Source organism: Achromobacter sp. ES-001 (genome assembly GCF_019448355.1).
Taxonomy (GTDB): Bacteria; Pseudomonadota; Gammaproteobacteria; order Burkholderiales; family Burkholderiaceae_B; genus Achromobacter; species Achromobacter spanius_B.
Window position 1 is genome coordinate 1,306,318 of sequence record NZ_CP079940.1, and the last position, 25,453, is coordinate 1,331,770.

Below are 25,453 nucleotides of genomic sequence, written 5' to 3' on the forward strand. Positions count from 1 at the left end.
CCATGACTTCAATGCTGCGCCGCCTGTTGGGCGGCTTCCTGCTGTGCGTGCCGCTTGCCGCGATGGCGCAATTTCCCAATGGGCCGGTGCGGCTGAATGTGGGGTTTCCGCCCGGCACCGGGCCCGACATCGTGGCGCGCACGCTGTCGCAACACATGGCTCCGTTGCTAGGCCAAAGCGTGGTCGTGGAAAACAAGGTGGGCGCGGGCGGGCAGATCGCCGCGCAGACCGTGGCGCGCAGCCCGGCCGATGGCCAGACGATTCTGCTGGGCGAAGTCGGCTCCATCAGCATCTCGCCCGCCACCTACCGCAACCTGAATTACGATCCGCCGCGCGATTTTGCGCCGATCTCTGAAGTGGTGCGCGCCGACTTCGTGCTGGTCGTGCCGGCCGATTCCCCGTATCAGGACCTGACGGCGTTTATCGACGGCGCGAAGAAGGCGTCCGATCGTATCAACTTCGCCACCTTCGGAGCGGGTACGCCGGGCCACTTTGGCGCCGAATTGTTTGCGCGCGAAGCGGGCATGAAGATCGAGGCCATCCACTACCGCTCAACGGGCGACGCGGTGTCCGGCCTGGTGTCCGGCGCGGTGCAGGCCGCGTTCGTGACAACGGCGCTGGCCGTGCCGCAAGTGCAGGGCGGCAAGCTGCGCGCCTTGGCCATCACCGGCGCGCAGCGCTCGCCGGCGCTGTCGGCGGTGCCGACCTTTGCCGAACGCAGCCTGCCCGCCGTGAACTTCGGCGCGTGGTTCGCGCTGTTCGCGCCCGCCGGCACGCCGGATGCGGTACTGGACCGCCTGCAAAAAGACAGCGCCGCCGCGCTGCGCCAGCCCGCTGCCGTACGCAGCCTGGCCGAGGCCGGCTTCGTGGTGGTGGGATCCGACCGCCAGACGCTGCAAGCGTTGTTGACCAGCGAATCCAAGCGCTGGAGCGATGTGGTGAAGGCCACGGGTTTCCGCGCCGACTGATCGTTGCCGGCCCCTCCCGTTTGCCGGCATCCACGTTGCCGGCATCCCGTTGCCGGCATCCCGTTGCGGGCATCCCGTTGCGTGGCCGCAAGCCATCACGGCGCCATCAGCGCTTCGGCCTGATAGGCGTCGTGCAGCAATGCCATGAACGCGGGCGCGTCCGGCATCGCGGTGTCGCCGATACGCCTCACCGCGACGCCCGGCGTCCAGGAGTTCATCACGGCGGCCCCCGCCATGGCCGGCAGGTCGGCCAACGTCACGGGCTGCACCCGCTGCGGTATCTGCCTGTCGCGCAGCTGCCGCTGCACGATGCCCATCGTCGTGCCGGTCAGCATTTGGGCATCGGGCCACACCACGGCCTGCCCATCCCAGAACGCAAGGTTCCAGATGGACGCCTCGCTCAAACGACCCTGCCGGTCGACGAAGGCTGCGTCGTCGGCGCCTTGCCGGGCCGCCTGCCGCAACAGATACGTCTTGGCGACTTCGCCCACATGCTTCACGGCCGGCAGCATCCGCTCGTGCTGCATCGCCGCCAACGACAGGGGCCCGGCCGGGCCATTTGAAGGCGGCCCGGTCCGTACCAGGATGTCCAGCGGGGTATCGCCCTGGGCAACGGTGAATTCGCCGGCTGGGGAATAGACGGTGGCGACCAGGGATAAGTCCTCGGGGCTGGCGCGGATGGCTGAACGCAGCGCATCCACGATGGCGGTATCGGGCAACGCCCGCCCGAACATCGTCAGCGAGGCCGCGCGCAAACGTGCCAGGTGCAGGTCCAGGCCCCGGACCCGTCCGCCGCGTACCTGCATCGCGGTGAAGTGGGCGTAGCCGGCAAACGCCAGCGGGGCCAGGTCGGCGGCGGTGGCGGGCAGGCCGTTGCGCTGCATGACATAGGGAAAGCTTTCCAAGGCGGGCATGAGGGATATCCGGGCTGATCATCAAGTTTCGCCACTATCCTGCATTGCCATTACCAGGCGAAACGAGTTATTTTCACGCCATTATCAAATTTGGCTTGAAGATCATGAATCGCCTGCTGCCCGGCACCCGTGCTCTGCGTACCCTGGAAGCGGCAGCGCGTCACCTGAACTTCACGCGCGCTGCCGACGAACTTGGGCTGACGCCGGCAGCCGTCAGCTATCAAATCAAAGAGATCGAAGAACAACTGGGCGTGGTGCTATTCACGCGCACCAGCCGCAGCATTCAATTGACGCCTGCCGGCACGGTGCTGTTCGACGCCGCTGCCGACGCGTTGCACACGTTGCAGCAGGCGGTGTCCAAGGCGCGACGGCTGACGCGGGGCGATGCCCAACTGCGGCTGTCAGTGGGCGCGCGCTTTGCCACGCACTGGCTGTTGCCGCGCCTGCCCCAGTTTCAGGCCGAACACCCCGGCTTGGCATTGACGTTCGACATCAGCGATGCCGTGCGCGACTTTGCCGCTGACGATGTGGACGCGGCCATCCGATTCGGCGCGGGCGATTACCCCGGTGCGGTGTCCCATCGGCTGTTTCATACCGTCGTCGTTCCCGTGTGCAGTCCGGCGCTGTTGCAATCTGGCCGCCCATTGGGTCGCCCGCAGGACTTGTTCAACCACACGCTGTGCTACGTAGACTGCCGGCCCGGCGGCATTGTCTGGCCGAACTGGCCGATGTGGATGGCGGCGGCGGGCGTTGATGGCTTCGACGATAGCCGTAGCGTCGCCTTCGCGGAATCCAGCCACGTGGTGCAAGCCGTGATGGATGGCGCGGCGGTGGGCTTGGTGGAATGGGAACTGGTCGAACGCGATGTGCAAGCCGGCCGCCTGGTCCGGCTGTTCGATGTTGGGGTTCGGGTGGCGCCGGAATACGCCTATCACCTGGTGTATCCGGCGGCCAGCGCGTCCGACCGCCGGGTATGCGCGTTGCGGGATTGGATGCTGCGGACCGTCAGCGCCGCGGATGCCGTCAAACAGCACTATCAACCCGGCTCGTTCCACGAATAGAACAGTTTGTTCCGTCCAAAACCAGCCGTTTTGGCCGTGCTGCTAGTGCGCGTGTCACGGTTCGACCGTTAGAATTCGTTCCCATACCACCCCCTATCTACCAGTCGAAAGGTCAAGTCCCATGAGCAACGCTTATCTCGAGGCACTCAAGAAGCGCCGTACGCAGTATTCGCTGGGCCGTAATGTGTCGGCCTCCAAAGAAGAACTGGCCAGCCTGATCCAGGAAGCCATCAAGCACAGCCCTTCGTCGTTCAACTCGCAAAGCTCGCGCGCCGTCATCCTGTTTGGCGATGAAAGCGTGAAGCTGTGGGACCTGGCCATCGAAGAAGTGCGCAAGGTTGCACCGGCCGAAGGTTTCGACAAGACCGAAGCCAAGCTCAAGAGCTTCGCCGCCGGCGTGGGCACCGTGCTGTTCTTCGAAGACCAGGACGTGGTGCGCAGCTTGCAGGAAAAATTCGCGCTGTATGCCGACAACTTCCCGGTGTGGTCCGAGCAGTCGGGCGGCATGGCTCAATTGTCCACCTGGGCAGCCCTGGCCAACGCCAACGTCGGCGCCAGCTTGCAGCATTACAACCCGCTGATCGACGGCGTGGTCGCGCGTGAATGGAACGTGCCGGCCTCGTGGAAGCTACGCGCGCAAATGCCGTTCGGCTCCAACGAAAACGGTTTTGGCGACAAGCCTTTCATGGACGATGCCGAGCGTTTCCGCGTGGTTGGCTGAATGCCCTGACGTGACGTGACGCAGGCGCCGGTCGCCTGATCAAAAACGCCATGCAAGCCCGCACTTCCGACACAGGAAGCGCGGGCTTTTTCATGGGCCGGCGCAAATTGTCGACAAGTGCATAATGGTCGTTTGTCCGGCCCGACTCCTTTGGGCCGGCAGCGCTGCCGCGCGGCGGCAAGCGCGCTTGAAGGAGAGATGCCGTATGGATCCGATACTTGCCGGGCTGTCCAGATCCTTGCCCCAAGCCAAAACGGTCGAGCAACTGACCCGCCCCTTGCTGGACATGTTGGGCAGCGTGACGGGATTGGAATCCACGTACCTGACCGAGATCGATCTGAAGGCCGATTTGCAGCATGTGCGCTACGCCCGCAACGTGGGCGATTTGCAGATTCCCGAAGGCTTGTCCGTGCCATGGTCGGACACGCTGTGCAAGCGCGCCCTGGAAGACGGGCGCATGTGCACCAGCGACGTCGCCAATTGCTGGCCGGATTCCGAAGCCGCGCGCCAGCTGGGCATCCAGACCTACGTCAGCGCGCCGGTGCGTACCGACGAAGGCCAGTTGTTGGGCACGTTGTGCGCCGCCAGCGCGCGCCAATTGCAGTTGGCGCCGCAGGCCGAGTCCGTGTTGAAGCTGTTCTCGAACGTGATCGCCAACTTCCTGCAACGCGAAATGTTGATGGAACAACTGCACTCGGCCAACGTCCAGCTGATGTCCTACGCGATGACGGACCCGCTGACGGGCCTGCCGAATCGCCGTGCCCTGTACGAAGAGCTGGAACGCCTGGAGCAGCGTGCGCTGCGCGAAGGCGGCAGCGTGTTGGTGGGCGTGATCGACCTGGATGGTTTCAAGGGCATCAACGATACGTACGGCCATCAGCAAGGGGATGTGTTCTTGCAGGAGATCGCACGCCGCGTCGCCGCCGCCTTGCGCACCTCCGACATGCTGGGCCGCATCGGTGGCGACGAATTCGTGCTGGTGGGGCCAGGCCCCGAGCTGGATCGCACGGACGCCACGGCGGGCGCCGCCGCGCAACGGGGTGACGCCATGGAAGCCGCGCGGTCGCTGGAAGAACGCGCCACGGCGGCCACGGCAGGGCGCTACCAGCTAGGCGATGCCGTGGTGTCCTACGAAGGAGCCAGCGTGGGTGTGGTGGCCGTGGACCCGCGCGGCCTGGATGCCGAAGCGGCGGTTCGCCTGGCCGATGCGCGCATGTACGAGATCAAGCGCGCGCGCAAAGGGGCGCGCACGATCCATTAAGCATCACCGATACGCCCGCTCGGCCGCCGACCACTTCAACGTCTTGCGCCACTTGCCGCCTTGTTGGCGCAGTTGCAGGTCAAAGTAGCCGTCGGTTTTCTCGGGCAGCACAATCAAGAGGTTGCTGGCGTCGGACATGTCGTGATCGCGCGTGCCGTCGGGATGCCAGTCGCCCGCGATGGACTTGAAGAAGGACATGGGCTGCGCGAACACCACGCGCAGCGTGGGGCCGTCGATGTGAAACAGGTACAGGGCCTCGAAGTTGGCGCCGCCGCCTGAATAGCCTTCGCTCCATCCGGCGCGCACGCCGAAGGCCACGGCGCCGGGGGCGATCTTGTAGGCGGCCAGATCGAAGCGTTTCCATTCGGTGGGCACCGACAGCAACGGCGCGTTGGCGTCTTCCGTTGCCACGTCCTGGGGCAGGTCGATATCGGTATCGCGCCAGTCGGTGGGCGTCTTGACCGGGCCGTTGGTGCGCGCCAGCAGCGTTGGGGCGGCGCCCGGCGTCGTGCCGAACACGCCAAACCAGACGCCGTTCTTGTCGTCGTCGCTGGACAGGTCGGCGCATTCGCCGCCACCGTATTTGATCAGCTGCGCCGCGCGTTCGGGCGTGGACGCCAGGCAGACCATTGCGACAAACGTGCCCGGGCGCTGCCCCCACGGCTTTGCGCCGGCGACCAGCAGCCGCTTGGGATCCTGGCCCGGGGCCAGTTGCTGCACCAGGAATTCACGCGTGAAGCCGTCGGGCAGCGCAACGCCCAACCCGTCCGGTTGGGGCGCGCCGCTCATTTGGCTGTCGTACATCCGGCGGGCATCTTCCGTCTGGATGGCGCCGCGCGCCTTGTCCAGCGACGGCACCGTCGTGTCTGCCCATGCTTGCGGCACATATGACGCGCAGGCCAACAGGGGGGTCAACAGTAGCGAGGCGAATCGGATGCGCATGGGTAAGGGAAGCGTGTTAGGGGTTGAGGAAGCCGGCGCAGGATAGCGCGGGTGCACGTTTCAGAACGTTGAACTCTGTTTCTATTTTGTAAGTTGATTTCATGCAGAATGGCACGCCGGGGGTCCGGCGCCACGCTGGCCCCGCTGGCTTACGCAAAGAGAGAAGACGCAATGACATTGGCACGTTTCCCACTGAACGCGGTGAAGGGCGTTTTTCTGGCCGGCGTGTTCGCGCTGTCCGCGCCGGCGATGGCCATCAATTGCGCCAAGGCGGGTACCGCCGTCGAAAAGCTGATCTGCGCCGACAAGGCCACCGTCGCGGCCGATGCGAACTTGAATCGCGCTTACCAGGCGATCTTGAAGCAGGCGCCCGACGACAGCATCCGCGCGATGCTGGTCGCCAGCCAGAAGCGGTGGCTGGCCGCGCGCGATCGTGCGCTGGACCGCTTGCTTGGCGACCCGGACACCGTGCCCGATGACAAGACCGCCGGCGAGATTGCGCGCGAGCTGATCGAGAACCGCAGCGCGCAGTTCAAGGAAACCGGCAAGGGCGCCACCACGCCCACGATCATCAGCAGGGCGGTTCAGCAGCAGAAGTTTCAATCGCAATTCACGGGCGGCGCGTTCGCCGGCTATTGGACGACTTGCGACGTGCTGCCGCACGATTATGTCGACTACGAGTGCTTTGCGATTCGTCATTACCAGAACAACGACCGCGTGTGCACGGTGGACGAATCCTGGGCGTCGGGCGCCGTCTACACCAAGCGCTACGTCGCCAACGTGGTTGACGGCAAACCGCGCGTCATCGCGTCGTGCTCGTTCAATAGCGCCGACGAAGCCTGCGCGACCGTCGCGGACACCAAGGCGAACTGGAACCGGCATCCCGAGGCGCCCCAGTACGTGTATGCCGACACGCCGCTGCCCAAGCTGGATGGCGAGATCGATGCGTCGGACGATGCAGAATGGGTGCAGGCCTGCCTGACCGACCCGGCGTATCCGCCGGCGCAATAGCCGCGCGGCGGGGGCTGGCATGGCGCACGCATGGGGTGCTCGGGCCTCATGCCATCGATATTCAAACCGATACGCAAAACTTGCTGTTTCCCGAGGGCAGAGGCGCCATCGCGTCTTAAAATCCGGCATTGCAGATTTTCGCTGCCGGCATCGGCCCGCGCGGAACGAACCGAGAGATATCGATGGATAAGCGACAAGACCTGGAACCCCCGGCGATCCAGGAGGGCGCGGCCCAGACCGGCGCGGCGCAAACCGGCGCGTTGCTGATCGACGTGGTGCATGCTGACCTGGTGCATGCCACGGCGTCTGGCGCGCGGGATGCCATCGACGCCATCGCCATCGACATCGAAGCTGACCCCACGCTGGGCTACGCCTCGATTCAGAACGCGGTGCCCATCGTGCGTACGTTGCGCCTGACGAACCGTTCCGAGCACACATTCGAGAACATCGAGGTGCGGCTGCGCTGCAACCCCGCCTTTGCCCAACCCGTAACGCTGCGCTTTGACGTGCTGGTGCCGGGAGAAATTCGCCGTATTTCCCCGCTCGACCTGACGCCCGACCACAGCTACGTGGCCGATCTGCAAGAGGCCGTGCGCGCCAGTATTGACGTGGTGGTGCAGTCAGGCTCGCAGGAACTGGGTCGGGCCTCGCAACCGATATCCGTGTTGGCGTATGACCAATGGGCCGGCACGCGCGCCTTGCCGGAATTGCTGGCGGCGTTTTCCATGCCGAACAATCCGGCCGTGGATGGGCTGATCGGCAAGGCGTCCAAGCTTCTGCGCGCGCAGTACGCCGACCTGCAAATGAACGGCTACCAGTCCAAAAGCCGCGACGTCGTCTGGAAGCAGGTGTCCGCCATCTACAGCACACTGGCTGCGGAATCGCTGCACTATGCCGAACCGCCCGCCTCGTTCGGCGTGGACGGGCAGAAAATTCGCACGCCGGATCGCATCATGGACGCGCGGGTGGCAACGTGTCTGGACCTGGCGATGCTGTTCTCGTCCTGCCTGGAGCAGGCGGGATTGCGTCCGGTAATTTTGATGAAAGACGGGCACGCCTGGGTGGGCGTGTGGCTGCATCAAGCGTGCTTTGCAGACCCGCTGACCGACGACGTGCAGGCGGTAAGAAAGCGCGTGGACAGCGGCGAATTCCTGGTCTTCGAAACCACCGGAATCGCGCAGCATCCCAACTTCCGGCCGTCGTTGCGGCGCGCGTTGGAGCAGGGCGCGGCGCATCTGCGCGAAGAAAATACCTTCCGCTACGCCATCGACGTGCATCGCGCGCGCGAATTGCAAATCAAACCGCTGCCTTCGCGCGGGGTGTCGGTGGCGCCCACGGATGCCGACGACGCCGAACACCCCGCCGCCATCGAGCCCACGCCCGAACTGCCGCCGCTGGATCCGGAATTCGTGATCAGCCTGGAGCCCGCCGATGACACGCCGGAAGGCCGGCTGGCCAAGTGGAAGTCGCGCCTGCTGGACCTGACGCTGCGCAACCGGCTGCTGAACTTCAAGCTGACCAAATCCACCTTGCCGCTTGTTGTGCCGGACCTGGCAAAACTGGAAGACGCCATTGCCGACGGCAGCGAATTCCGTATTCGTCCGCTGCCCGCCTTGATGGACGGCAGCGACCCGCGCATGGCCGAGGTGCATGTGGGCCGGGGCGGCCGCGCGCCGCTGGACGACATGGCGCTGGACGCGCTGGGCAACAAGGAACTGATCGCACGGGTTACGCAGGAAGCGCTGGACGCCAACCTGCTGACCATCTTCGGCGCGGCGCGCATCGGCCTGGAAGAGGGCGGCGCCAACACGCTGTACCTGGCGATGGGCATGCTGCGCTGGACGGAAAGCCCCGGCGCGGAAAGCGCGCATCTGGCGCCGCTGATCCTGGTGCCGGTCTCGCTGCAACGGCAGTCGGTGCGCAGCGGCTTTCGCCTGGTTCGCCACGACGACGAGACCATCATCAACCCCACGTTGCTGCAAATGCTGCGCAACAACTACGAGCTGCGCATTCCGGGGCTGGACGTTTTGCCCGCGGACGACAAGGGCGTGGACGTGGCCCGGGTGTTGCAGGCGTTCCGCTTGGCCGTGCGGGAAATCGCGGGCTGGGAGGTACTGGAACAGGTGCATCTGGGCATTTTTTCGTTCACCAAGTACCTGATGTGGAAGGACTTGCAGGACCGCACCGAGCAGTTGAAAGCCAACCGCGTCGTCAAGCATCTGATTGACCACCCCGGTCAGGCGTTTGCCAAAGAGCCTTTGGATCAGCGCTTTGACCGCCTGGACGACAGCTATCGGCCCCAAGACCTGCTGACCCCGCTGCTATCCGATTCGTCGCAACTGAAAGCGATCTGCGCGGTGGACGCGGGCCGCGACCTGGTGTTGGAAGGGCCGCCCGGCACGGGCAAGAGCCAGACCATCACGAACCTGATCGCGCATCTGCTGGCGCGCGGCAAGACGGTGCTGTTCGTCTCGGAAAAGATGGCCGCGCTGGAAGTGGTGCATCGCCGTTTGGCCAATATCGGGCTGGGCCCGTTCTGCCTGGAACTGCATTCATCCAAGGCGCGTAAATCCGAGGTGTTGCAACAGCTGGGGCGTGCGTTGGATCACAGCGGGCAGCGCACCAGCGACGATTGGGCGCGCGAGGCCGAACGCGTGAGCGTGCTTCGCCACGACTTGAACGGGCTGGTCGACGCGCTGCATCACGCGCATGCCAACGGCCTGACGGTTTATGACGCCATTGGCACCTGCATTCAGAATGCGGGCAAGGAGCCGTCGCCGATGTTCTGGGCCGACGCGCAGGCGCATCAATACCAAGACCTTGCGCAGCTGCGCGAGACCGCGCGCCGCATGTCGACCTTGTCCAAGGAGCTTGGCGTGCTGCATCGCCATCCGCTGGCGCATATCGGCATGGCCGAATGGAGCCCCAGCTGGCAAGACGCGTTGCTGGCTGCGGCGCATGCGCTGGAGCAGGCGGTGGCAAGCTTGCAGACGCAGGCGGCCACCGTGGGCGATGGGTTGGGTGTGCCGGCGCAGGGTTTGAGCCTGAATGCCTACGCGCGTCTGGATACGCTGGCTGACGTGCTGCTCGCCGCACCGCAGGTGCCCGCCGGCTTGGCCACGCAGGCGCACGACCCCGGCGCGCGCTTCCAGGTGCAGGCGCTGGTGCGTCACGGGCAGGCGCGCAACGCGCATTGGGAACAGGTGGGGGCGCAATGGATTGCGCAGTTGGCCGAGCTGGACGCCAATACGCTAAAGGCCGAGTGGCTGTCTGCCTGCTCGGCATGGTGGCCGAAGTCTGTCTTCGCCAAGGGCGGTATCCGCAAGCGGCTGGCGGGCTATCGCACGGACAGCCAGCGGCCGGACGAGGGGTCGATTACCGCCATGCTGGCGCCCTTGGCGCTGGTGAACATCGAAGACCGCGAGCTGGCTGCGTTGAAGGCGGACGCGCAGCGCTTGCTGCAAGACCGCTACACGGGACTGGCCACGGATTGGGAGCAGGTGCAGCGGCATGAGCAATGGGCCGAACGCTTTGCCGATGCGGTCACGCAGGCGGCGGGCGACCCGCTTTCCGCAGCGGACCTGCGCACCCGGCTGCACGCATTGGTGGGCGAAAACCGCGCCTTGCTGCAACCTGGGGCACCGTTGGGCAAGGCTTTGCTGGGCTACCGGGATGCGTGGCGCGGTCTGCAAGACTGCTTGGCGCAAGTGGACGCGCTGGCCAAACCGCCCGAACCACTGGTGGGCGCGCCCGAGGCTAATGGCGCGCTTGAGCGCATCCTGGGTGTGCTGGCGGGCTGGCGTCACAACAAACAATTGCTGATGCCGTGGTGCGTATGGCGTCAGGCGCGCGAGCAGGCCATTGCGATGCAGCTGCAAGGCTTGGTCGCATCCCTTGAGCAGGGCCGCGTGCCGCTGGAGCAGGTCGAAGCGCATTTTGAATTCAGTTATCGCAACTGGTGGGTGAAGAAGGTCATTGACCATACGCCCGTGCTGCGCGCGTTTTCCAGTGCCGACCACGAGCGCAAGATCCGAGAATTCCGCGACGCCGACGACCGCTTCCAGACGCTGACGTCTGCCTACATCGCCGCCGTGCTGGCTGCCAAAGTGCCCGATGGCAACGGCGTGCTGGTCAGCCCGGATAGCGAGCTTGGCCTACTGCGCCGCGAACTGCAAAAAAAAACGCGCCACGTGCCCGTGCGCCAGTTGATGCAGCGCTTGCCGTCGCTGCTGCCCAAGCTCAAGCCCTGCCTGCTGATGTCGCCGTTATCGGTGGCGCAGTATCTGGACGCCGGGCATTCGCAGTTTGATGTCGTGGTGTTTGACGAGGCCTCGCAGATTCCGGTGTGGGATTCGGTGGGCGCCATCGCGCGCGGTCAGCAAGTGGTGGTGGTGGGTGACACCAAGCAGTTGCCGCCCACCAGCTTCTTCAGCAAGTCCACGCCCGAAGACGACGGCGCGGGGGATGACGGACAGGTCGAAGACCTGGAGAGCATTCTGGACGAATGCCTGGGCGCCGACATGAATCGCCTGCGTTTGCAGTGGCATTACCGCAGCAAGCATGAAAGCCTGATCACGTTCAGCAACGTGACCTATTACGACTCGCAGCTGATCACCTTCCCGTCGCCCGTGACGGATGACGTGGCCGTGCGTCTGGAAAAGGTTGCGGGCATCTACGACCGGGGCGGCAGCCGCACCAATCGCCTCGAAGCCGAAGCCATCGTGCAGGGCATCGAGCAGCACTATCTGGACGAGTCGCGCCGCCGCCAGACATTGGGCGTTGTGACCTTCAACCAGCCGCAGCAAGCCCTGATCGAAACGCTGCTGGACGCCCGCCGCCGCGCCAATGCCGAACTGGACAAGGCGATTTCGGCGCAATCCCGCGAGCCGCTTTTCATCAAGAATCTGGAGAACGTGCAGGGCGACGAGCGTGACGTCATTTATTTCTCGATCACCTTCGGCCCGGATGCCGCCGGCAAGATGACGATGAACTTCGGACCACTGAACGGCGAAGGCGGACACCGCCGCCTGAACGTGGCCATTTCGCGCGCGCGCGAAGGCGTGGTGATCTACAGCACGCTGATGCCGGAACAGATCGACCTGTCGCGGGTGCGCGCCACGGGCGTGCGCGACTTGAAGCATTACCTGGAATTTGCGCTGAAAGGGCCGCGCGCCTTGGTCGAGCAGTCGCTGCCGACCGGCCGCGAACCGGACAGCCCGTTTGAAACGCAAGTCATCAAGGTGCTGCGCGACCATGGCTGGGTGGTGCATCCGCAGGTGGGCTGCTCGGGCTACCGCATTGACATGGGCGTGGTGGACCCGCGCGCGCCGGGCCGCTATCTGATGGGTATCGAGTGCGACGGCCGCGCGTACCACTCGGGCGCCACCGCGCGCGATCGCGATCGCTTGCGGCAGGTGGTGCTTGAAGGGCTGGGCTGGACGCTGCATCGGGTGTGGTCCACCGATTGGTGGATCAACCCCGAACGCGAAGTCGAGAAGATCCTGGCCCGCTTGAACGCGGAACTGGAACGCACGGTGCAGGACGAATCGCCCGTCGAATTTGTGATCACCACAGAAGAAGGCGATACCGCCTGGCCGTCGGCAGACGGCGTGACCGCGCATGGGGTTGCACCCTATCGCGTAGCGGATTTGAGCACGGCCCCGGAGGGCGCTGACGCGTTCTACAACCGCGCCAACAACGCGCTGCTGGCGGAACAACTACGCCTGGTGATCGACACGGAAGGCCCCATCGCCGAGACGGTGCTGCACCGTAAAGTGGCTCGTGCGTGGGGCCTGGAGCGCACGGGCGTTCGGATCATTGAACGGTTGCGCACGTTGACGCCGATGGACGTGGGTCAGACAGACGAAGGCGAGGCCACCTTCTATTGGCCCGCCGGCGTCACCCCCGAAACCTGGAGCGGCTTTCGCGGCGCAAGCGACGACGACGCCACGCGCCGCCGCGTGGACGATGTCTGCATTCAAGAACTGGCGAACGGCGTCCTGCACGTACTGGCGATGACCGGCAACGCGCCGAAAGCGGATGTGATCAAGTCCGTGTGCCGGCTGCTGGGCATGTCGCGTACCTTGGCCGATGCGGAAGCACGCATCGGACACGCGATGGCGGGGCTGGCGCAACGGGGCGCGGTGCGGGAGGAAATGGGGATGTTGCGGGTGGGGTAGGGGGGCATGAAACCCTATCGCCGGACGTAAGGTGTCAGTCTGTAATCACCGGGGCGAGATGGCGGGGTTAATGACCTGGATGTGTTGGTCCTCCGACCTCCGTATGAAAGCACTGCTCGTCAGGCGGGCAAATAGCGGGTCCGCCAATCCCATCCTTCAGCAAGATTTTGAAACCCTCTGCCCGGCGCTTCGCCTGACCCGTCCACATCACGGACGTAGAATGCCGCTTTGCTTTAAGTGCCATTCGGCTTCCAGGAACGAACCATGAAAAAAATAATTCTTCTTGCGTCCGCATGCGCCGCGCTGCTTTCCGCTTGCGCTCCGGTTTCCTCTCCCAGCGTAGGATCCTCTTCCATGCCCGACACCACTGCCGCCTCGCCCGCCAGCCAGCTGACCTTGCCCGCGTATTACTGGCGCCTGGTTTCTGCCACCGATGCATCCGGCAAGTCGATTCCGACGTTGCAGCCGGGCGTCGAGCATCAGCTGCGCCTGGCCTTCACGAACGATGCGTTGAATATCCGGGGCGGTTGCAATACGCAATTTGGCGGTTACCGCTACCAGAACGGCGTGTTGACGGTGGATAACCTGGCGTCCACGATGAAGGCGTGCGAGCAGAGCTTGATGCAGCTGGATGCCGAGATCAATGCGCGCCTGAAAGGCGATCTGCGGGCCACGCTGTCGGGCGACACGCACGAGCCCGCGCTGGAACTGGTGGGTAAGGACGGCACCGTGCTGAAGTTTGTTGGCGAACCCACGCCCGAAACGCTGTACGGCAGCGCCGGCCAGATCATGTTCCTGGAAGTGGCCGCGAAAAAGGCCGAATGCAGCCACCCCATGATTCCCGATTACCAGTGCCTGATGGTGCGCGAACGCCGCTACAACGAAGCGGGCGTGCAGCAGCCGACGCAGGATAAATGGCATCCGCTTTATCAATCCATCGAAGGGTTCAAGCACCAGGAAGGCGTGCGTACCGTGTTGCGCGTCAAGCGCTACGACTGGAAGAACCCGCCGGCGGACGCGCCGTCCAAGGTGTATGTGCTGGATATGGTGGTGGAGCAGGACGCGTCGAAAAAGTAGTCGCGAGTAGTCGCGGTTACTGCAACAAAAACGCCAAGCAAAACGCCAAGAAAAACCCCAACCAAAACCCCAACAAAAATGCCGGGCCGCCCAAGCGACCCGGCATTTTTTTGTGGCCCGCCCGTCAGTTCCCCGACGGCTTGAGCGTCAGCGTATCGGCGCGTTCGCTATCCACCTTGGCGCGGCTGAACGCCATGGGGAAGTACTCGCCGGTTGCCCAGCCCTTGAGCAAGTCCTGGTAATGCGGGCTGCGTGGGTCAGCGGACTGGCCCGGCACGTTCTGCACGCGTGAGTTATCCCAGTTGGCCACGTCGATCACCTGCCGATACGACGAGCCGCTGATCTGCCGGAAATCGCTCTTGCGGAACGTCGCCCGATGCACCGTGTCGTTGTCGCCGCCCACCGGATAGCGCGGGGTGCCCCAGGCCTTGGCGGTGTCCGGCGGCAGCAGGCTGGCCAGGCTGTGTTCGAACTGGATGTGATGCAGTTTGCCCCACTGCCACTGGGTGGAATCCGGCCCGAGCTTGGCGCGCAGTTTCTGTACGCCATCGTTCAGCGCTTGCAGCAACAGCGCGTCGCGGCCCCGATCCGGCGGCGTGCCAAAGGCGGCATCCGGCGTGGCCAGCTTTTCCAGCGTCTTGCGGGTGGACAAGTCGCCGAACGCCGCGCGGCCATTCGCGGGCACGTAAAGGTCGGACACCCGTTTGACGACCTCGGGCAGCCAGAACGCGTAGACCGTGGCGGCGCGCGAATCGGTGTCCATCCGGTAATCCCAATCCTTCAACAGGCCCAGCGCGTCGTTCAGCGCCGGGTCGGCGGAATTCAGTGCCTTGGCATAGCCGCCCAGCGTGCGCGCGGGTATCGAGAGGTTGTCGTACTGCAAGTCCTGCGATTGCTGCACCGTCAGCCGGCTGCCATCGGCCAGCACTTCGCGAATACGCTGGACGCGATAAGGTTCAGCCCAGGTGCGCGCCGACATGTCCTTGTAGACGTAGTCCGCCGGCAGGTTGTATTCGTTGGCGGTCGCAACATAGCCTTCCGGCGGGTTGTACGCGCGGGGCAGGGCGCTGCCGGGCAAGACGCCGCGCCATTCGAAATCGCCATTGCCGGGCACGGGCAACATGCCCGACCAGTCGTTGCGCGGGCGTATCGGCGCGATGCTGCCGCCGAACCAGCCGATGTTGCCGTCCACGTCCGCGTACACCATGTTTTCGCTGGGCGTGTAGTGCTTTTCCATGCCGGCCACGAATTCATTCCAGTTCTGCGCCTGGTTCAGGCGCAGGCTGGCCAGGTAGGCCGCTGTGCCCGGAAATTCAAGATAGGCGGCGCGCAGTGCGTACGCCTTGTGGCGTACGGGGTCTTCGTGAATCACCGGACCGTGACGCGTGAATTTCAGCTGGCGCACCGCCGCCGCCTGGCCGCGCACGGGAATGGATTCGTCCGTCTGCCGCATTTTTTCCCAGCCGCCCCGATAGCGGTATTCGTTGGGATTGGCGGGGTTGGTGTCATAGACGTACAGGTCTTCTTCGTCGCCGAAGGCGAAGATCGTCAAGCCGAACGCGATGCGGTCGTTATGCCCCATCGACACGCCGGGCAACGACGGTTCGCCGGCGCCGATCACGTTCCAGCCCGGCGCGTTCAAGTGCACCATGTAGCGCAACGACGGCATCGTGATCGACCGGTGGGGGTCGCCGGCCAATATGGGTTTGCCGGTGTCGGTATGCTGCCCGCCGATGGTCCAGTTGTTGCTTTCGTATCGCGTCGCCATCGGATCAAAGTTCGGATCCAGCGACGCCAGCTTGCCTTCGGACAGCGCGCTGGCAAGCGCTTCGCGCTTGTCCAGCGCCAGGGGGCTTTGCGGGAAGTCCGCCGCGACAAACTTCTGGCCATTGCGCGCCAGCGTGTAGTTCGCCAGGACGGACTTGTCGATCTGACGCACGTCCAGGCCAGCCGGCACTTGCAACGCCAAAGGCGGCTCGAAGGTGCTCAGGCCTTGCACGGCGTTCAGGCCCAGGCCGGCGACCTGCTGCGCCATCTTCACTTCTTCATTCAGGTTGCGCGTCAGCCCGTAAATGCGGATCAGCGAGGTCTCGGGGCGCCAATAGCCGGGCAGCGTGCCGGTCAGCTTGAACTCGGGCGGCAACTGGTCGGGGTTGGCCTTCACCCAATCCACGTAGGCGTTGATGCCGGCGGCAAACGCAGTAAGGATCGCCTGGCCCTCGGGGTGATAGCTGGCGAATTCGGCCTGCATGTCGCCTCGGAACAGGAACAGGCGCGCGGCGCGGTCCTGTTCGACGAAGCGCGGCCCGAATTGCTCGGCCATCTTGCCTTCGCCTTGCCGGCGCCACAGGTCCAGCTGCCAGAGCCGGTCGCGCGCGGCGGAAAAACCTTGCGCGAAGAACAGGTCATTCTGGTTCTGTGCATAGATGTGGGACACGCCATGGCGGTCCCGCACGATTTCCACGGGCTGGCTCAGCCCGGCCATGTTGATGGTGTCCTTCTTGCCGGTTGACGCGCACCCCGCCGTCAAGGCAATCAGCCCGCTCGCCAGCAATGCGGCGATCCTGCGATTAAACAAACGCATGGCTCCTCCTCCAGGTTTATTGCTTTTTTATGCCTGTGGGCCCCGGGGCCTCCTGCCGCCGGGTCAACCGCGCAAGCAACTGCTAGAACTAAAGCAGTTAGCGCGGCAAAGCTGTTTTATTTGTTGAGATTTGGGATGGCTTGTAACGCCGTGGTCGGTTGGCACGCCGATCGAATCTGATGGATACATGTGTGGGCTGCAAAACACAGGGTGAGCGGACCGGTGAATGGGTCCGACAACCGGGGCATATCTCTGTTCGACGCCAAAACCGCTACGCACAATGGCCGCATCAACACAGCCAAGCCGGTATGAGCCGGTGGCAAGGAGACCTGATGCAGCCCAACTTTCTGCTATTCATCACCGACCAGCAACGTGCGGACCACGTGGGCAGTTACGGCAACGCCGTGCTGCGCACCCCGGCGCTGGACGCCCTGGCTAGGCAGGGGTGGTCCGCCGACCGCTTCTATGTCGCCTCGCCGATCTGCATGCCCAACCGCGCGACCCTGATGACGGGCCGCATGCCGTCGGTGCACGGCGTGCGCCACAACGGCATCGCGCTATCGCAGCGCGCAACGACTTTTGTGGATCGGCTGCGCGACGCGGGCTATTCCACGGCGCTGATCGGTAAATCGCATTTGCAGAACATGACGGGCATCGGTCCCGCATGGCCACCGGCAGGCGCCGCCGCGTCGCAAGGCGAGGCCTGGCGGCTTGACCGCGGTGACTACGATCAAGAGTGGGCGCCCAAATGGCGAGCCGATCCCGGCCACGAAGTGCAGACGCCCTTCTACGGTTTTGACCACGTGCGCCTGGCGCTGGACCACGGCGATCAGATCGGCGGCCATTACGCACGCTGGCTTGCCCAGCAGCATCCCGAGGCGCGGCGGCAGTGGGGGCCCGAGCATGCGCTGCCCACACCGGACTTCGTGCTGACGCAACACCGGCAGGCGTGGCGCACGCGCGTCCCCGAAGAATGCTCGTCCACCGCCTACATCGGTGATCAAACCATTGCGCAGCTGCGGCGGCTGGCGGGCGGCCGTGCACCTTTCTTCATCCAATGCTCATTTCCCGATCCGCATCACCCGTACACGCCGCCGGGCACGTACTGGGACCAATATCGGCCGGAAGACGTAACGCTGCCGGTATCGTTTCACGCCAGCCGGGCCGTCCACCACCACCCGCCGCCGCATGTGGCGTGGCTGTATCGGCAGCGCGATCTGAACATGGCGGTCAAGCACACGCCGGCCGTGTTCGCCTGCACCGAGCGCGAGGCTCGTGAAGCCATCGCGCTGAACTACGGGTCCATCAGCCATATCGATGCCACGATCGGCCGGGTCATGCAGGCGCTGCGCGAGACGGGGTTGGACGACAACACCGTGGTCATCTTCACCAGCGACCACGGAGACTTCTTCGGCGATCACCAACTCCTGTTCAAGGGCCCTATCCATTACCAAGGGCTGATTCGCACCCCCTTCATCTGGCGCGACCCGCAGGCCGCGCCCGCCGCCCCGCGCAGCCAGGCGCTATGCGCCACCCCCGATATCGCCGCCACCGTGCTGGCCCGCGCGGGCCTGCCGCCCTACAACGGCCTGCAAGGCCAGTCCCTGCTGCCGCTGATGTCCGCTGCGGTCGACACGCTGCGCGACGCCGTGCTGATCGAAGAAGAAGGTCAGCGCACGATGTTCGGTTTTCCGGGGCGCACGCGGATGCGCACGCTGCAAACGGCCCGCTATCGCCTCAGCGTGTATGCCGACGCGGACTGGGGCGAACTGTACGACCTGCACGAAGACCCGCACGAGCTTCGCAATCTGTGGCACGACCCCGCCGCCGAGGCGCGGCGCGGCGAACTGCTGATTGCGCTGTCGCAAACAATGATCCGCCATGCGGAAACCAGCCCCCACCCCACGGCCATTGCCTGAAGCATGACCAAAGGCGGTGGCCAGCCGGCCGCCGCCACACCGGAGAGCAACATGAGTCACCCGTTCAAGCGCTTGTGGTTTGTCGCAGTCTCGTCTCTTGCAGCCCGTGTTGTCGCCTTGCTTGTCGCGGCAATGCTTGTTGCAGCCCCTGGGTCAACGGCCAGGGCCGCCCCGGCCGACTACCCGTCCCGGCCCATCCGGCTCATCGTCAATTCCTCGCCCGCCGGGCCGTTGGACATCGGCGCCCGCGCCATCGCGATGCACGCCAGCAAACTGATGGGCCAGACGATCATTGTCGAAAACCGCCCCGGCGCGTCCGGTAACGTCGGCGCAAAGGCGGTGGCCAATGCCGCGCCCGATGGCTACACGCTGCTGATGACGCTGGACACCTTGATGACCGTCAATCCGCACGTTTTCAAGGACGCCGGCGCCACTTACTTGCGGCTGCTTGAGCCGCTGAGCATCGCCGGCAGCTTCGGCCTGGCGCTGACGGTGCGGCCCGACTTGGGCGTTGCCACCGTGGATGAGTTCCTGCGTTATGCCAAGGCCAACGCGGTGACCTATTCGTCAGCCGGCTACGGCAGCCCCGGCAACCTGGCGTTTGAAAAACTGAAGCTGGCCACCGGCATCAATACCACGCACATCCCGTTCCGGGGCAGCGCCGGCGCGGTCAACGCGTTGCTGGGCAACCAGATCCAGGCCGGCTTCCTGGCCGCCTCGGCGGTGCAGGCTCATGTGCAGGCAGGCAAGGTGCGCGCGCTGGCCATCTCGGCTCGCGAACCGGACCCCGACCTGCCGGGCGTGCCGGCCCTGCGCAGCGTGGGCGTGGAATCGCTGAAAGACTTTGACGCCGCCTTCGCCTTCCTCATCATGGCGCCGCAAGGCATGCCGCCCGACATCGCTCGCAAATGGGATGAAAGCCTGGCGGCCGTCTACGCCATGCCGGAGTTTTCACGCAGCATTGCAAGCCTGGGTCTGGGCGCGCCGTTCGCGGGAAGCGCAGGGGCCAGGCAATGGGTATCGGCGCAGATCGAGAACTGGGCCCAGGTGGTGGAGGGGGCGGGGATCAGGGGGGAGTAGGGATAGGGAGACGCACGGAGGAAAGGTCGGGAAATAGGTGTCGGAGAGCTGCCTGCGGATGCGCGTCGTTTGCGACATCAAGCGCGGTGTTGCCAATGGAGGAATCCTCGTCTATGTTTCCGCGACCCCTTCCGAATATTCCAAAGGCTGCGCATGCCGACCCCTTTCGCCGATCTCGCCAGCGTCCTTTCCGTGCCCGTCCAATCCGCCGACGACCTGGACACCCTGGAGCAGTTCTTCGACCACGCCGAAGTCCGCGCCTTCTATGCGCAGAGCCAGGACCCGGCTTACACGTCGGCGAACCTGTTGGCGTGCGCCACGCTTCTTCCCGACCTGCACCCGAACCGGGCGTCGGCCCTGGCCCTGCTATGCGGATCCATGGTTGAGGACGGCGCCGATCCGGCCATTCTGTTCGACAGCCTGCATGCGCTGCTTCGCCAGTGGTTGCGCACGCTGCGGCCCTATTGCGCGCAGGAAGTGGACGAGGACGACGAAGAGGTGGACCAGGCCGACCGCAAGGCGTGGGTTGACGCGCAGGCAGAGCTGGCCGCCGTGCCGTTGGACACGCGCTGGGAAGTGGAATCCTTGCAGCAGGCCGTTGACGTGCTTGTCCTGCCGATGATGGCGATGCTGATGCGCAGTCAGCGCAACCATGAAGCATTTATCGCGGACACCAGCCTGATGGCGCTGCTGCATCCCATGGCCACAACCAACGACAGTTTTCCGTTTGAAGAGCTGCATTTTTTGTGGCTGGCGTCGCAAATCAGTTATGTCGACGAGCTTGTGGTGGTCTTGCCCACGTCAAAAACCGGATTCGTGGCGCGAGCGCATGGCGTCAACAATAGCTTTCACGCTTTCACCTTGCTGCAAATCCTGATTGGCGAGCATGCACAAGCCCTGCAAGTCAAACGCGACATTCCTGCCCGTCAGCCAGACATGGACCGGGACTCGGCGGATTTTCAATGGCTGCAAGCCGGCGCCTACACCAACGGCGAACTGACTCAGCCCATGCTGTGGGCCTGGGGCGAAGCGGCCTTGCGTCACAACATGGCCCGGCACGGCAGGCCCGTGCTGATCGCACTGGAAACGGACGAAGGCACAAAGCGAAACTGGTCCGGCTTCAACGGCGCCATTCACGACGCGCAAGCGCCATCGATGACGTTCAAGCGGTATTTGACGACGGAAGAAGTCGCGTCTTACCTGGCTTGAGCGTCATCGCGGGAATGGATTTTTGCTGCCCTACCACTTGCCCGTACTCTGCGACTGCATGGGCGGCACGGCATTGCTCGGGTGCACCATGTCCACGTACTTCCTGTAGCTGGCGATGTATTCCGGGCTGTTGATGTCCGGCGTGTTGTCGCTATTCCAGTTTCTTTCGACGCCGGATTCGCGCCACGCGGCCAGGTCGCGCATGACGTCGTCGCGGGTCAGGGCGATATTCGGTCCCGGCGTGGCGGTGGTGGGCGCAACTGCCTGCTGGGCGTGGGCGGGGCTGGATAGCAGCGTGGCCGCGATCAAGGCGGTGGGGGCAAGGGCGCTGAACAGATGAATCGTCTTCATGATGAATCCTTAATAACGAGAGCGACCCCTCCCTCTCATGGCTTCGGACTCATCGTAGGGCCGCATGGGTGCCCACCGCATACCCAAGATTGATTACGCCTGCTCGGGCCGACCGGACGGCTACCGGGCGGGCGTGGCGCGTTACAGCAGTGAAGCCAGCCTGACGAGTTCCGCCTGCCGGCTGCATTCCATCTTGTTGAGCAGGGACGCGACCTGCTTGCGCACCGTCAGCACCGACGACTGACGCAGCGTGGCGATTTCTTCGACGCTGTGGCCGGCCGCCAGGCCCGCCAGCACGGCGGCTTCGGCGTGGGTGATGCCGAACACGGACTCCAGCTTGTCGACGTCGGGCATGGCGAACGCGCTTTTGCGGCGCAGCCGGGCCAGCAGCAGGCGGCCGCCGATCAGGCTCAATGAATCGGGCGCGACGCTGATGTCCATCCAATGAAATTCGCCCCAGCCCGTGGTGGTGGCCAGCGAGCGGGAATGGCCATCGCGAAACGCCGCGGCGCAGTGGGCGTCGAACAGACGCTGGCATTTGGAATCGGCGTGGCGCAGCTTGCCGCCCTGGACCCGCCAGCCGCGGGCCTCGTCCAGCAGCTGCCGGGCAAGCGCCGACATCTTGTTCACCATGCCGTCCTGGTTGATGAGCAGCACCGCCTCGTTGACTTCCGAGAACGCGCTTTCCACCGACTTCCAACCAATGGACAACGCTTTTTCCCGTTGACCCAAATGGCTTTGCAGGGTGCGGAAATATTGGCCGAAATTGCCAGACTGCAAGCGTTCGCTGGCCTTGGGGTCGACCGTGGAACGCTGGAACCCGATCGATGCGTGCAGCACGGCGTTGGATTCGACGATCAGCGACAGGATTTGCGCCATGCGGTGCTTGAGCATGAAGTCGGCGTAAAACTCGGTGCGTTGCAGCTGCGAACGGCTATACATGCGCGCGGTGTCCAGCCAGGTGCCGGCCGGGGCGTGACGCGAATCGCGCTCCAGCACGTCGTGACGGTAGTAGTGCCCCTGGTAGTCGGCAAAGCAGGCGTCCGAGAAACCGATCGCGGACAGGTTTGAAAGATGGTTGCGCGCGTCAAAGACGATCAATGTGCCGCTGTCCGCGCCTACCAGATCGCGCGCGGTGCGCAGAATGTCCTGCCAGGGGGGATTGGGATCGGCCAGGTGTTGTACGGCGTCCATCGCGCGCGTGAAGGCTAGCTGATGCTCGACCATGGTGTCTCCAACGGGGCTGAATCGCAAAGGCGTTGCTGCGTACCACCAGGGGGCGGCTGCGCGGCGCGGCTACGGGTGCGGCTACAGGTGCGAAAACGGGCGCGGCTACGGGAGCCGGTACGGTGCTGCCTTGCCATCGCGCAGCGGCGATGCGCTGGCGGAAACCGGATCAGTGCGGGGACGGCGTTGGAGAAAGCAGGCGGATGCCGTTGGCCCCAACGGAAATTATGCTCGCGAATTTGCGATAGTGGGCAAATTCCATGTGCCTGCGTGGCCGTGGCGACGGCATGCCCGCGCCAACGGTGCAAGCGCACCGGGTCAGTTCCATCACCAGGCGTTCAGCGCGCGTCGGTGGGCGCGAGGATGGCCGCGCGCCAGAGATCCAGGAAGTGGCGTTTTTTCAGCGCATCCAGGTACACCAGCAGCCCGACGCCCAGCGCCATGGGGCGCACGCCCGCTTCGGCGATGACCGACGCGTTGACGGGCCGCATGCCGGATTGCTTGGCCAGCATCTCCTGCCCCCGCGGCGAAAGCAGGTAATCCAGCAGCAACGCACCCAGGTCACCGCGCGGCGCCTGTTTCGGAATGATGGCCGACCGCGACAGCATCAGCGTGTAGTCCTGCGGATAGATGATGGCAAGCCTGGCGCCCTGGTCGATGCGGTGGCGCGTATAGGATTCCAGCAGGTTGTACGCCAGCGTAACCTCGCCGCGCTCCAGCTTGTCCAGCGCGTCTTCGGTGGACTGATGCGTAGTGACGCCGTTGCGGCCGAACGCGGCCAGCAGTGCGCCCGCCATGCTGTCCAGCCGCGTGTCCTGCGTGGCGGCCAGATAGCCGATGCCGCTGCCTTGCACGTCGTACGTCGATATGCTTTGCGCCAACGGCCGGTCGGGCGCTTGCAACAGGGACAGCAGCTCGCGGCGCGTGTGCGGGGCGCGCGCGGCATCCAGCTTGTCGGTGTTGTAGACCATGACGATGGGATCGGTGCCAATGCTGAACACCTCGTCGCGCCAGTTCGCCCAGGCGGGCAGGGCGCGGGTGTGCGGCGAGACATGGGCTTGGGCGTAGCCGTCGTTCACAAGCTTGGTCTGCAAATCCATCGCGCTGCTGATGATCAGATCGGGGCCACGCTTGGTCAAGGCGTCTTCTTTGGCGCGATCCACCGTGTCCTGGTAAAGCTGCTGCGTGGATAGTTCGGTGTATTCCAGCCGGATGCCAGGGTTCATCTGGCTGAAGTCTTCCAGCACGCCCTTGAAGACCTGCACGCTGTTGGACGCGTGCAGCACCAGCACCTGCCTGCTGTCGGCCGGCCCCAGTGTAAGGCCGTCGCGGCTGACTTCGGCGGCCTGCGTGGCGGGATGAGCCCCGCTGAGCAGCAGCAGGGCGGCCGCGCCAAGCAGCCTTTTGGCCCAGTGCCAGGTACGTGCGTCACGCATCGCGACGCTCCGCCGGCAAGACGATCACCGCCTCCAGGCCGCCGCCCACGCGGTTGCTGAGGCTGAGCGTGCCCTGATGGATGTCGACGACGCGTTTGACGATGGACAGGCCCAGCCCCGCGCCGGGCGTGCGGGGGTTGGGGCCGCGGGCGAAACGTTCGAAAGCGGTGTTGGCCAGGGCGGGTGGGATGCCCGGCCCGTGGTCGGCAACGGTGACGCGCCAGCCGCTGCCATGTTGGTCCAGCGTGATGTCGATGTGGTCGTGGGCGGAGTCTTCGATGCGGCTTTCTATGCGGCTTTCTATGCGCCCTTCGATGTGGCCGTCTTTGGATACGTCGATGCTCCCGTCCCCCTCCTCGCCCCGCGCTACGCCGGCATCCCCCTTGCCAACCGATCCGTGGCGCAGCGCGTTGTCGATCAGGTTCTTGAAGGCTTCGCGCAGCATCAGGCTGTCGCCCGGGAAGCGTGGTGCCGGGCTTGCGCCGGCGGCAGGCAGGTGCAGGCGCACATCGGGAATGGGATCGGCTTGCGGCACGGTGTCGTAAGTCGCTTGGCGCAGCAGCTCGGCCAGGTCCACGGGCTGGAACTGCTTGACGTTGCTGCGGTGGATGACGCTGGCGTCGCTAAGCAGCTGGTTGACCAGCCGCGACAGCTTTTCGGCGTTGCGCAGCACCGCCAGCAGGCTGCGGCGTTGCTCGCCTGGGTCTTCTTCGTCCAGAGCCACTTCCATTTGGGCGTGTAGCGCGGCAAGCGGCGTGCGCAGCTGGTGTGCGGCTTCGGCGATGAACAGGCGCAGCGTGTCCAGGTTGTCGGACAGGCGCGCCATGAAGCCGTCCAGCGATTGCACCAGCGTGTCCAGTTCTTCGGGCACGGGCGCCGCGATGGGATGCAGGTCGGACGCGCTGCGCGCGGCCAGTTCCCGTTCGATGCGCTGGATGGGCGACAAGGAACGCCGTAGCCCCCAATAGGCCAGCGCCAGCGCCGCACCGGTGAACCCGATCAGCGCCAGGGTGCCTTGCCACAAGATGCTGTCGGCCAATGCGTTGCGCGCTTCGCGCGTTTGCGCCACCTGAATCACGGCGGCCTCGGCGTTGCGCGGGCCGGCGATCTTGCGTTCCATCCACGCGACGCGCACGGGCTCGCCCTGGTAGCGGGACGTGTACAGCTGCGGCGTATCGGCCGCCTCGGTACGTTCGGGCGCGGCGGGCAGGTCATAACCGGAAACCAGGGACCCGGCGCCGGTCGCAACGCGATAGAACACCCGGTCGCGCGGGGCCTGTTCCAGCAAGGCCAGGGCGGCATAGGGCATGTCCATCTGCCATTCGCCCTGCACCAGTTGCAGGCTGTCGGCCATGGACAGGACCGAGGCGCGCAGCAGTTGATCGTAAGTCGTGTCGGCGGTTTGCTGGGCGTAGCCGCGCACCAGCAGATACAGCGCGGCCAGGCCGACGGCAAACAAGCCCAGCAGCATGGCCAGCAGACGGCGGCGGACTGAAATGCGGCCAGGCTGCAC

The 25,453-nt window shown here is 64.9% G+C and carries 17 protein-coding genes; 10 read left to right on the plus strand and 7 right to left on the minus strand.

Annotated elements, in window-relative coordinates; all coding sequences use genetic code 11:
• The first annotated feature begins 2 nt into the window (after window positions 1–2).
• On the plus strand, window positions 3–968 hold the full coding sequence (locus KYT87_RS05860; protein ID WP_219991827.1) for a tripartite tricarboxylate transporter substrate binding protein: 966 nt from the start codon (window positions 3–5) through the stop codon (window positions 966–968).
• Window positions 969–1,063: 95 nt separating this feature from the next.
• On the opposite strand, the gene KYT87_RS05865 is transcribed toward KYT87_RS05860, so the two are convergent.
• Window positions 1,064–1,882 carry an aminotransferase class IV family protein gene (locus KYT87_RS05865; RefSeq protein WP_219991828.1) on the minus strand — a complete coding sequence of 273 codons (819 nt, stop codon included), beginning with the start codon at window positions 1,880–1,882 and terminating at the stop codon, window positions 1,064–1,066.
• 104 nt (window positions 1,883–1,986) lie between these two features.
• Between KYT87_RS05865 and KYT87_RS05870 the strand changes: the two genes are divergently transcribed.
• The 3 genes from KYT87_RS05870 to KYT87_RS05880 all read left to right on the plus strand — a co-directional run bounded on the left by KYT87_RS05870 (window position 1,987) and on the right by KYT87_RS05880 (window position 4,925).
• Window positions 1,987–2,943, plus strand: coding sequence for a LysR substrate-binding domain-containing protein (locus tag KYT87_RS05870; protein ID WP_219991829.1), 957 nt, complete (start codon window positions 1,987–1,989; stop codon window positions 2,941–2,943).
• 121 nt (window positions 2,944–3,064) lie between these two features.
• Window positions 3,065–3,664: a nitroreductase family protein gene (locus tag KYT87_RS05875; RefSeq protein WP_046807037.1), complete on the plus strand. Its 600-nt coding sequence runs from the start codon at window positions 3,065–3,067 to the stop codon at window positions 3,662–3,664.
• Window positions 3,665–3,869: 205 nt separating this feature from the next.
• A complete protein-coding gene (locus tag KYT87_RS05880; protein ID WP_219991830.1) occupies window positions 3,870–4,925 on the plus strand; it encodes a sensor domain-containing diguanylate cyclase in 1,056 nt (351 codons plus the stop codon).
• Between the two features lie 3 nt (window positions 4,926–4,928).
• On the opposite strand, the gene KYT87_RS05885 is transcribed toward KYT87_RS05880, so the two are convergent.
• Window positions 4,929–5,867 carry a hypothetical protein gene (locus tag KYT87_RS05885; protein WP_104142908.1) on the minus strand — a complete coding sequence of 313 codons (939 nt, stop codon included), beginning with the start codon at window positions 5,865–5,867 and terminating at the stop codon, window positions 4,929–4,931.
• A gap of 171 nt (window positions 5,868–6,038) precedes the next feature.
• On the opposite strand from KYT87_RS05885, the gene KYT87_RS05890 reads away from it, so the two are divergent.
• The 3 genes from KYT87_RS05890 (at window position 6,039) to KYT87_RS05900 (ending at window position 14,134) form a co-directional block, all read left to right on the plus strand.
• Complete coding sequence (locus KYT87_RS05890) at window positions 6,039–6,878, plus strand: lysozyme inhibitor LprI family protein (protein WP_219991831.1); 840 nt, start codon at window positions 6,039–6,041, stop codon at window positions 6,876–6,878.
• A gap of 182 nt (window positions 6,879–7,060) precedes the next feature.
• Window positions 7,061–13,057, plus strand: a complete 5,997-nt coding sequence (locus KYT87_RS05895) for a DUF3320 domain-containing protein (protein WP_219991832.1) — start codon at window positions 7,061–7,063, stop codon at window positions 13,055–13,057.
• A 354-nt stretch (window positions 13,058–13,411) separates the two neighbouring features.
• Window positions 13,412–14,134, plus strand: a complete 723-nt coding sequence (locus KYT87_RS05900) for an META and DUF4377 domain-containing protein (protein WP_240434041.1) — start codon at window positions 13,412–13,414, stop codon at window positions 14,132–14,134.
• A gap of 124 nt (window positions 14,135–14,258) precedes the next feature.
• Here KYT87_RS05900 and KYT87_RS05905 read toward each other — a convergent pair whose 3' ends face one another.
• Entirely contained in the window at window positions 14,259–16,718 is a 2,460-nt protein-coding gene (locus KYT87_RS05905) for a penicillin acylase family protein (RefSeq protein ID WP_104142915.1), read from the minus strand.
• Between the two features lie 332 nt (window positions 16,719–17,050).
• Here KYT87_RS05905 and KYT87_RS05910 point away from each other — a divergent pair, with 332 nt between their 5' ends.
• From KYT87_RS05910 to KYT87_RS05920, 3 genes are all read left to right on the plus strand, one after another.
• Window positions 17,051–18,637 (plus strand): sulfatase, encoded by a 1,587-nt coding sequence (locus KYT87_RS05910; RefSeq protein ID WP_219991833.1) that lies wholly within the window; start codon window positions 17,051–17,053, stop codon window positions 18,635–18,637.
• 51 nt (window positions 18,638–18,688) lie between these two features.
• A complete protein-coding gene (locus KYT87_RS05915) occupies window positions 18,689–19,717 on the plus strand; it encodes a tripartite tricarboxylate transporter substrate binding protein (RefSeq protein ID WP_219991834.1) in 1,029 nt (342 codons plus the stop codon).
• A gap of 153 nt (window positions 19,718–19,870) precedes the next feature.
• Window positions 19,871–20,926, plus strand: coding sequence for a hypothetical protein (locus KYT87_RS05920; RefSeq protein ID WP_219991835.1), 1,056 nt, complete (start codon window positions 19,871–19,873; stop codon window positions 20,924–20,926).
• A gap of 30 nt (window positions 20,927–20,956) precedes the next feature.
• On the opposite strand, the gene KYT87_RS05925 is transcribed toward KYT87_RS05920, so the two are convergent.
• The 4 genes from KYT87_RS05925 to KYT87_RS05940 form a co-directional block, all read right to left on the minus strand.
• Window positions 20,957–21,277, minus strand: a complete 321-nt coding sequence (locus KYT87_RS05925) for a DUF4148 domain-containing protein (RefSeq protein WP_219991836.1) — start codon at window positions 21,275–21,277, stop codon at window positions 20,957–20,959.
• A 141-nt stretch (window positions 21,278–21,418) separates the two neighbouring features.
• Window positions 21,419–22,504 (minus strand): LuxR C-terminal-related transcriptional regulator, encoded by a 1,086-nt coding sequence (locus tag KYT87_RS05930; protein WP_219991837.1) that lies wholly within the window; start codon window positions 22,502–22,504, stop codon window positions 21,419–21,421.
• 338 nt (window positions 22,505–22,842) lie between these two features.
• On the minus strand, window positions 22,843–23,940 hold the full coding sequence (locus tag KYT87_RS05935; protein ID WP_219991838.1) for an ABC transporter substrate-binding protein: 1,098 nt from the start codon (window positions 23,938–23,940) through the stop codon (window positions 22,843–22,845).
• Window positions 23,933–25,453, minus strand: a complete 1,521-nt coding sequence (locus tag KYT87_RS05940) for a sensor histidine kinase (RefSeq protein WP_219992601.1) — start codon at window positions 25,451–25,453, stop codon at window positions 23,933–23,935. Before KYT87_RS05940 ends, KYT87_RS05935 begins: the two co-directional genes overlap by 8 nt.

Excerpts from the sequence above, each read along its gene's own strand:
- KYT87_RS05860 (WP_219991827.1), top strand. The coding sequence starts at position 3 with ATGACTTCAATGCTGCGCCGCCTGTTGGGCGGCTTCCTGCTGTGCGTG.
- KYT87_RS05865 (WP_219991828.1), bottom strand. The coding sequence starts at position 1,882 with ATGCCCGCCTTGGAAAGCTTTCCCTATGTCATGCAGCGCAACGGCCTG.
- KYT87_RS05870 (WP_219991829.1), top strand. The coding sequence starts at position 1,987 with ATGAATCGCCTGCTGCCCGGCACCCGTGCTCTGCGTACCCTGGAAGCG.
- KYT87_RS05875 (WP_046807037.1), top strand. The coding sequence starts at position 3,065 with ATGAGCAACGCTTATCTCGAGGCACTCAAGAAGCGCCGTACGCAGTAT.
- KYT87_RS05880 (WP_219991830.1), top strand. The coding sequence starts at position 3,870 with ATGGATCCGATACTTGCCGGGCTGTCCAGATCCTTGCCCCAAGCCAAA.
- KYT87_RS05885 (WP_104142908.1), bottom strand. The coding sequence starts at position 5,867 with ATGCGCATCCGATTCGCCTCGCTACTGTTGACCCCCCTGTTGGCCTGC.
- KYT87_RS05890 (WP_219991831.1), top strand. The coding sequence starts at position 6,039 with ATGACATTGGCACGTTTCCCACTGAACGCGGTGAAGGGCGTTTTTCTG.
- KYT87_RS05895 (WP_219991832.1), top strand. The coding sequence starts at position 7,061 with ATGGATAAGCGACAAGACCTGGAACCCCCGGCGATCCAGGAGGGCGCG.
- KYT87_RS05900 (WP_240434041.1), top strand. The coding sequence starts at position 13,412 with ATGCCCGACACCACTGCCGCCTCGCCCGCCAGCCAGCTGACCTTGCCC.
- KYT87_RS05905 (WP_104142915.1), bottom strand. The coding sequence starts at position 16,718 with ATGCGTTTGTTTAATCGCAGGATCGCCGCATTGCTGGCGAGCGGGCTG.
- KYT87_RS05910 (WP_219991833.1), top strand. The coding sequence starts at position 17,051 with ATGCAGCCCAACTTTCTGCTATTCATCACCGACCAGCAACGTGCGGAC.
- KYT87_RS05915 (WP_219991834.1), top strand. The coding sequence starts at position 18,689 with ATGAGTCACCCGTTCAAGCGCTTGTGGTTTGTCGCAGTCTCGTCTCTT.
- KYT87_RS05920 (WP_219991835.1), top strand. The coding sequence starts at position 19,871 with ATGCCGACCCCTTTCGCCGATCTCGCCAGCGTCCTTTCCGTGCCCGTC.
- KYT87_RS05925 (WP_219991836.1), bottom strand. The coding sequence starts at position 21,277 with ATGAAGACGATTCATCTGTTCAGCGCCCTTGCCCCCACCGCCTTGATC.
- KYT87_RS05930 (WP_219991837.1), bottom strand. The coding sequence starts at position 22,504 with ATGGTCGAGCATCAGCTAGCCTTCACGCGCGCGATGGACGCCGTACAA.
- KYT87_RS05935 (WP_219991838.1), bottom strand. The coding sequence starts at position 23,940 with ATGCGTGACGCACGTACCTGGCACTGGGCCAAAAGGCTGCTTGGCGCG.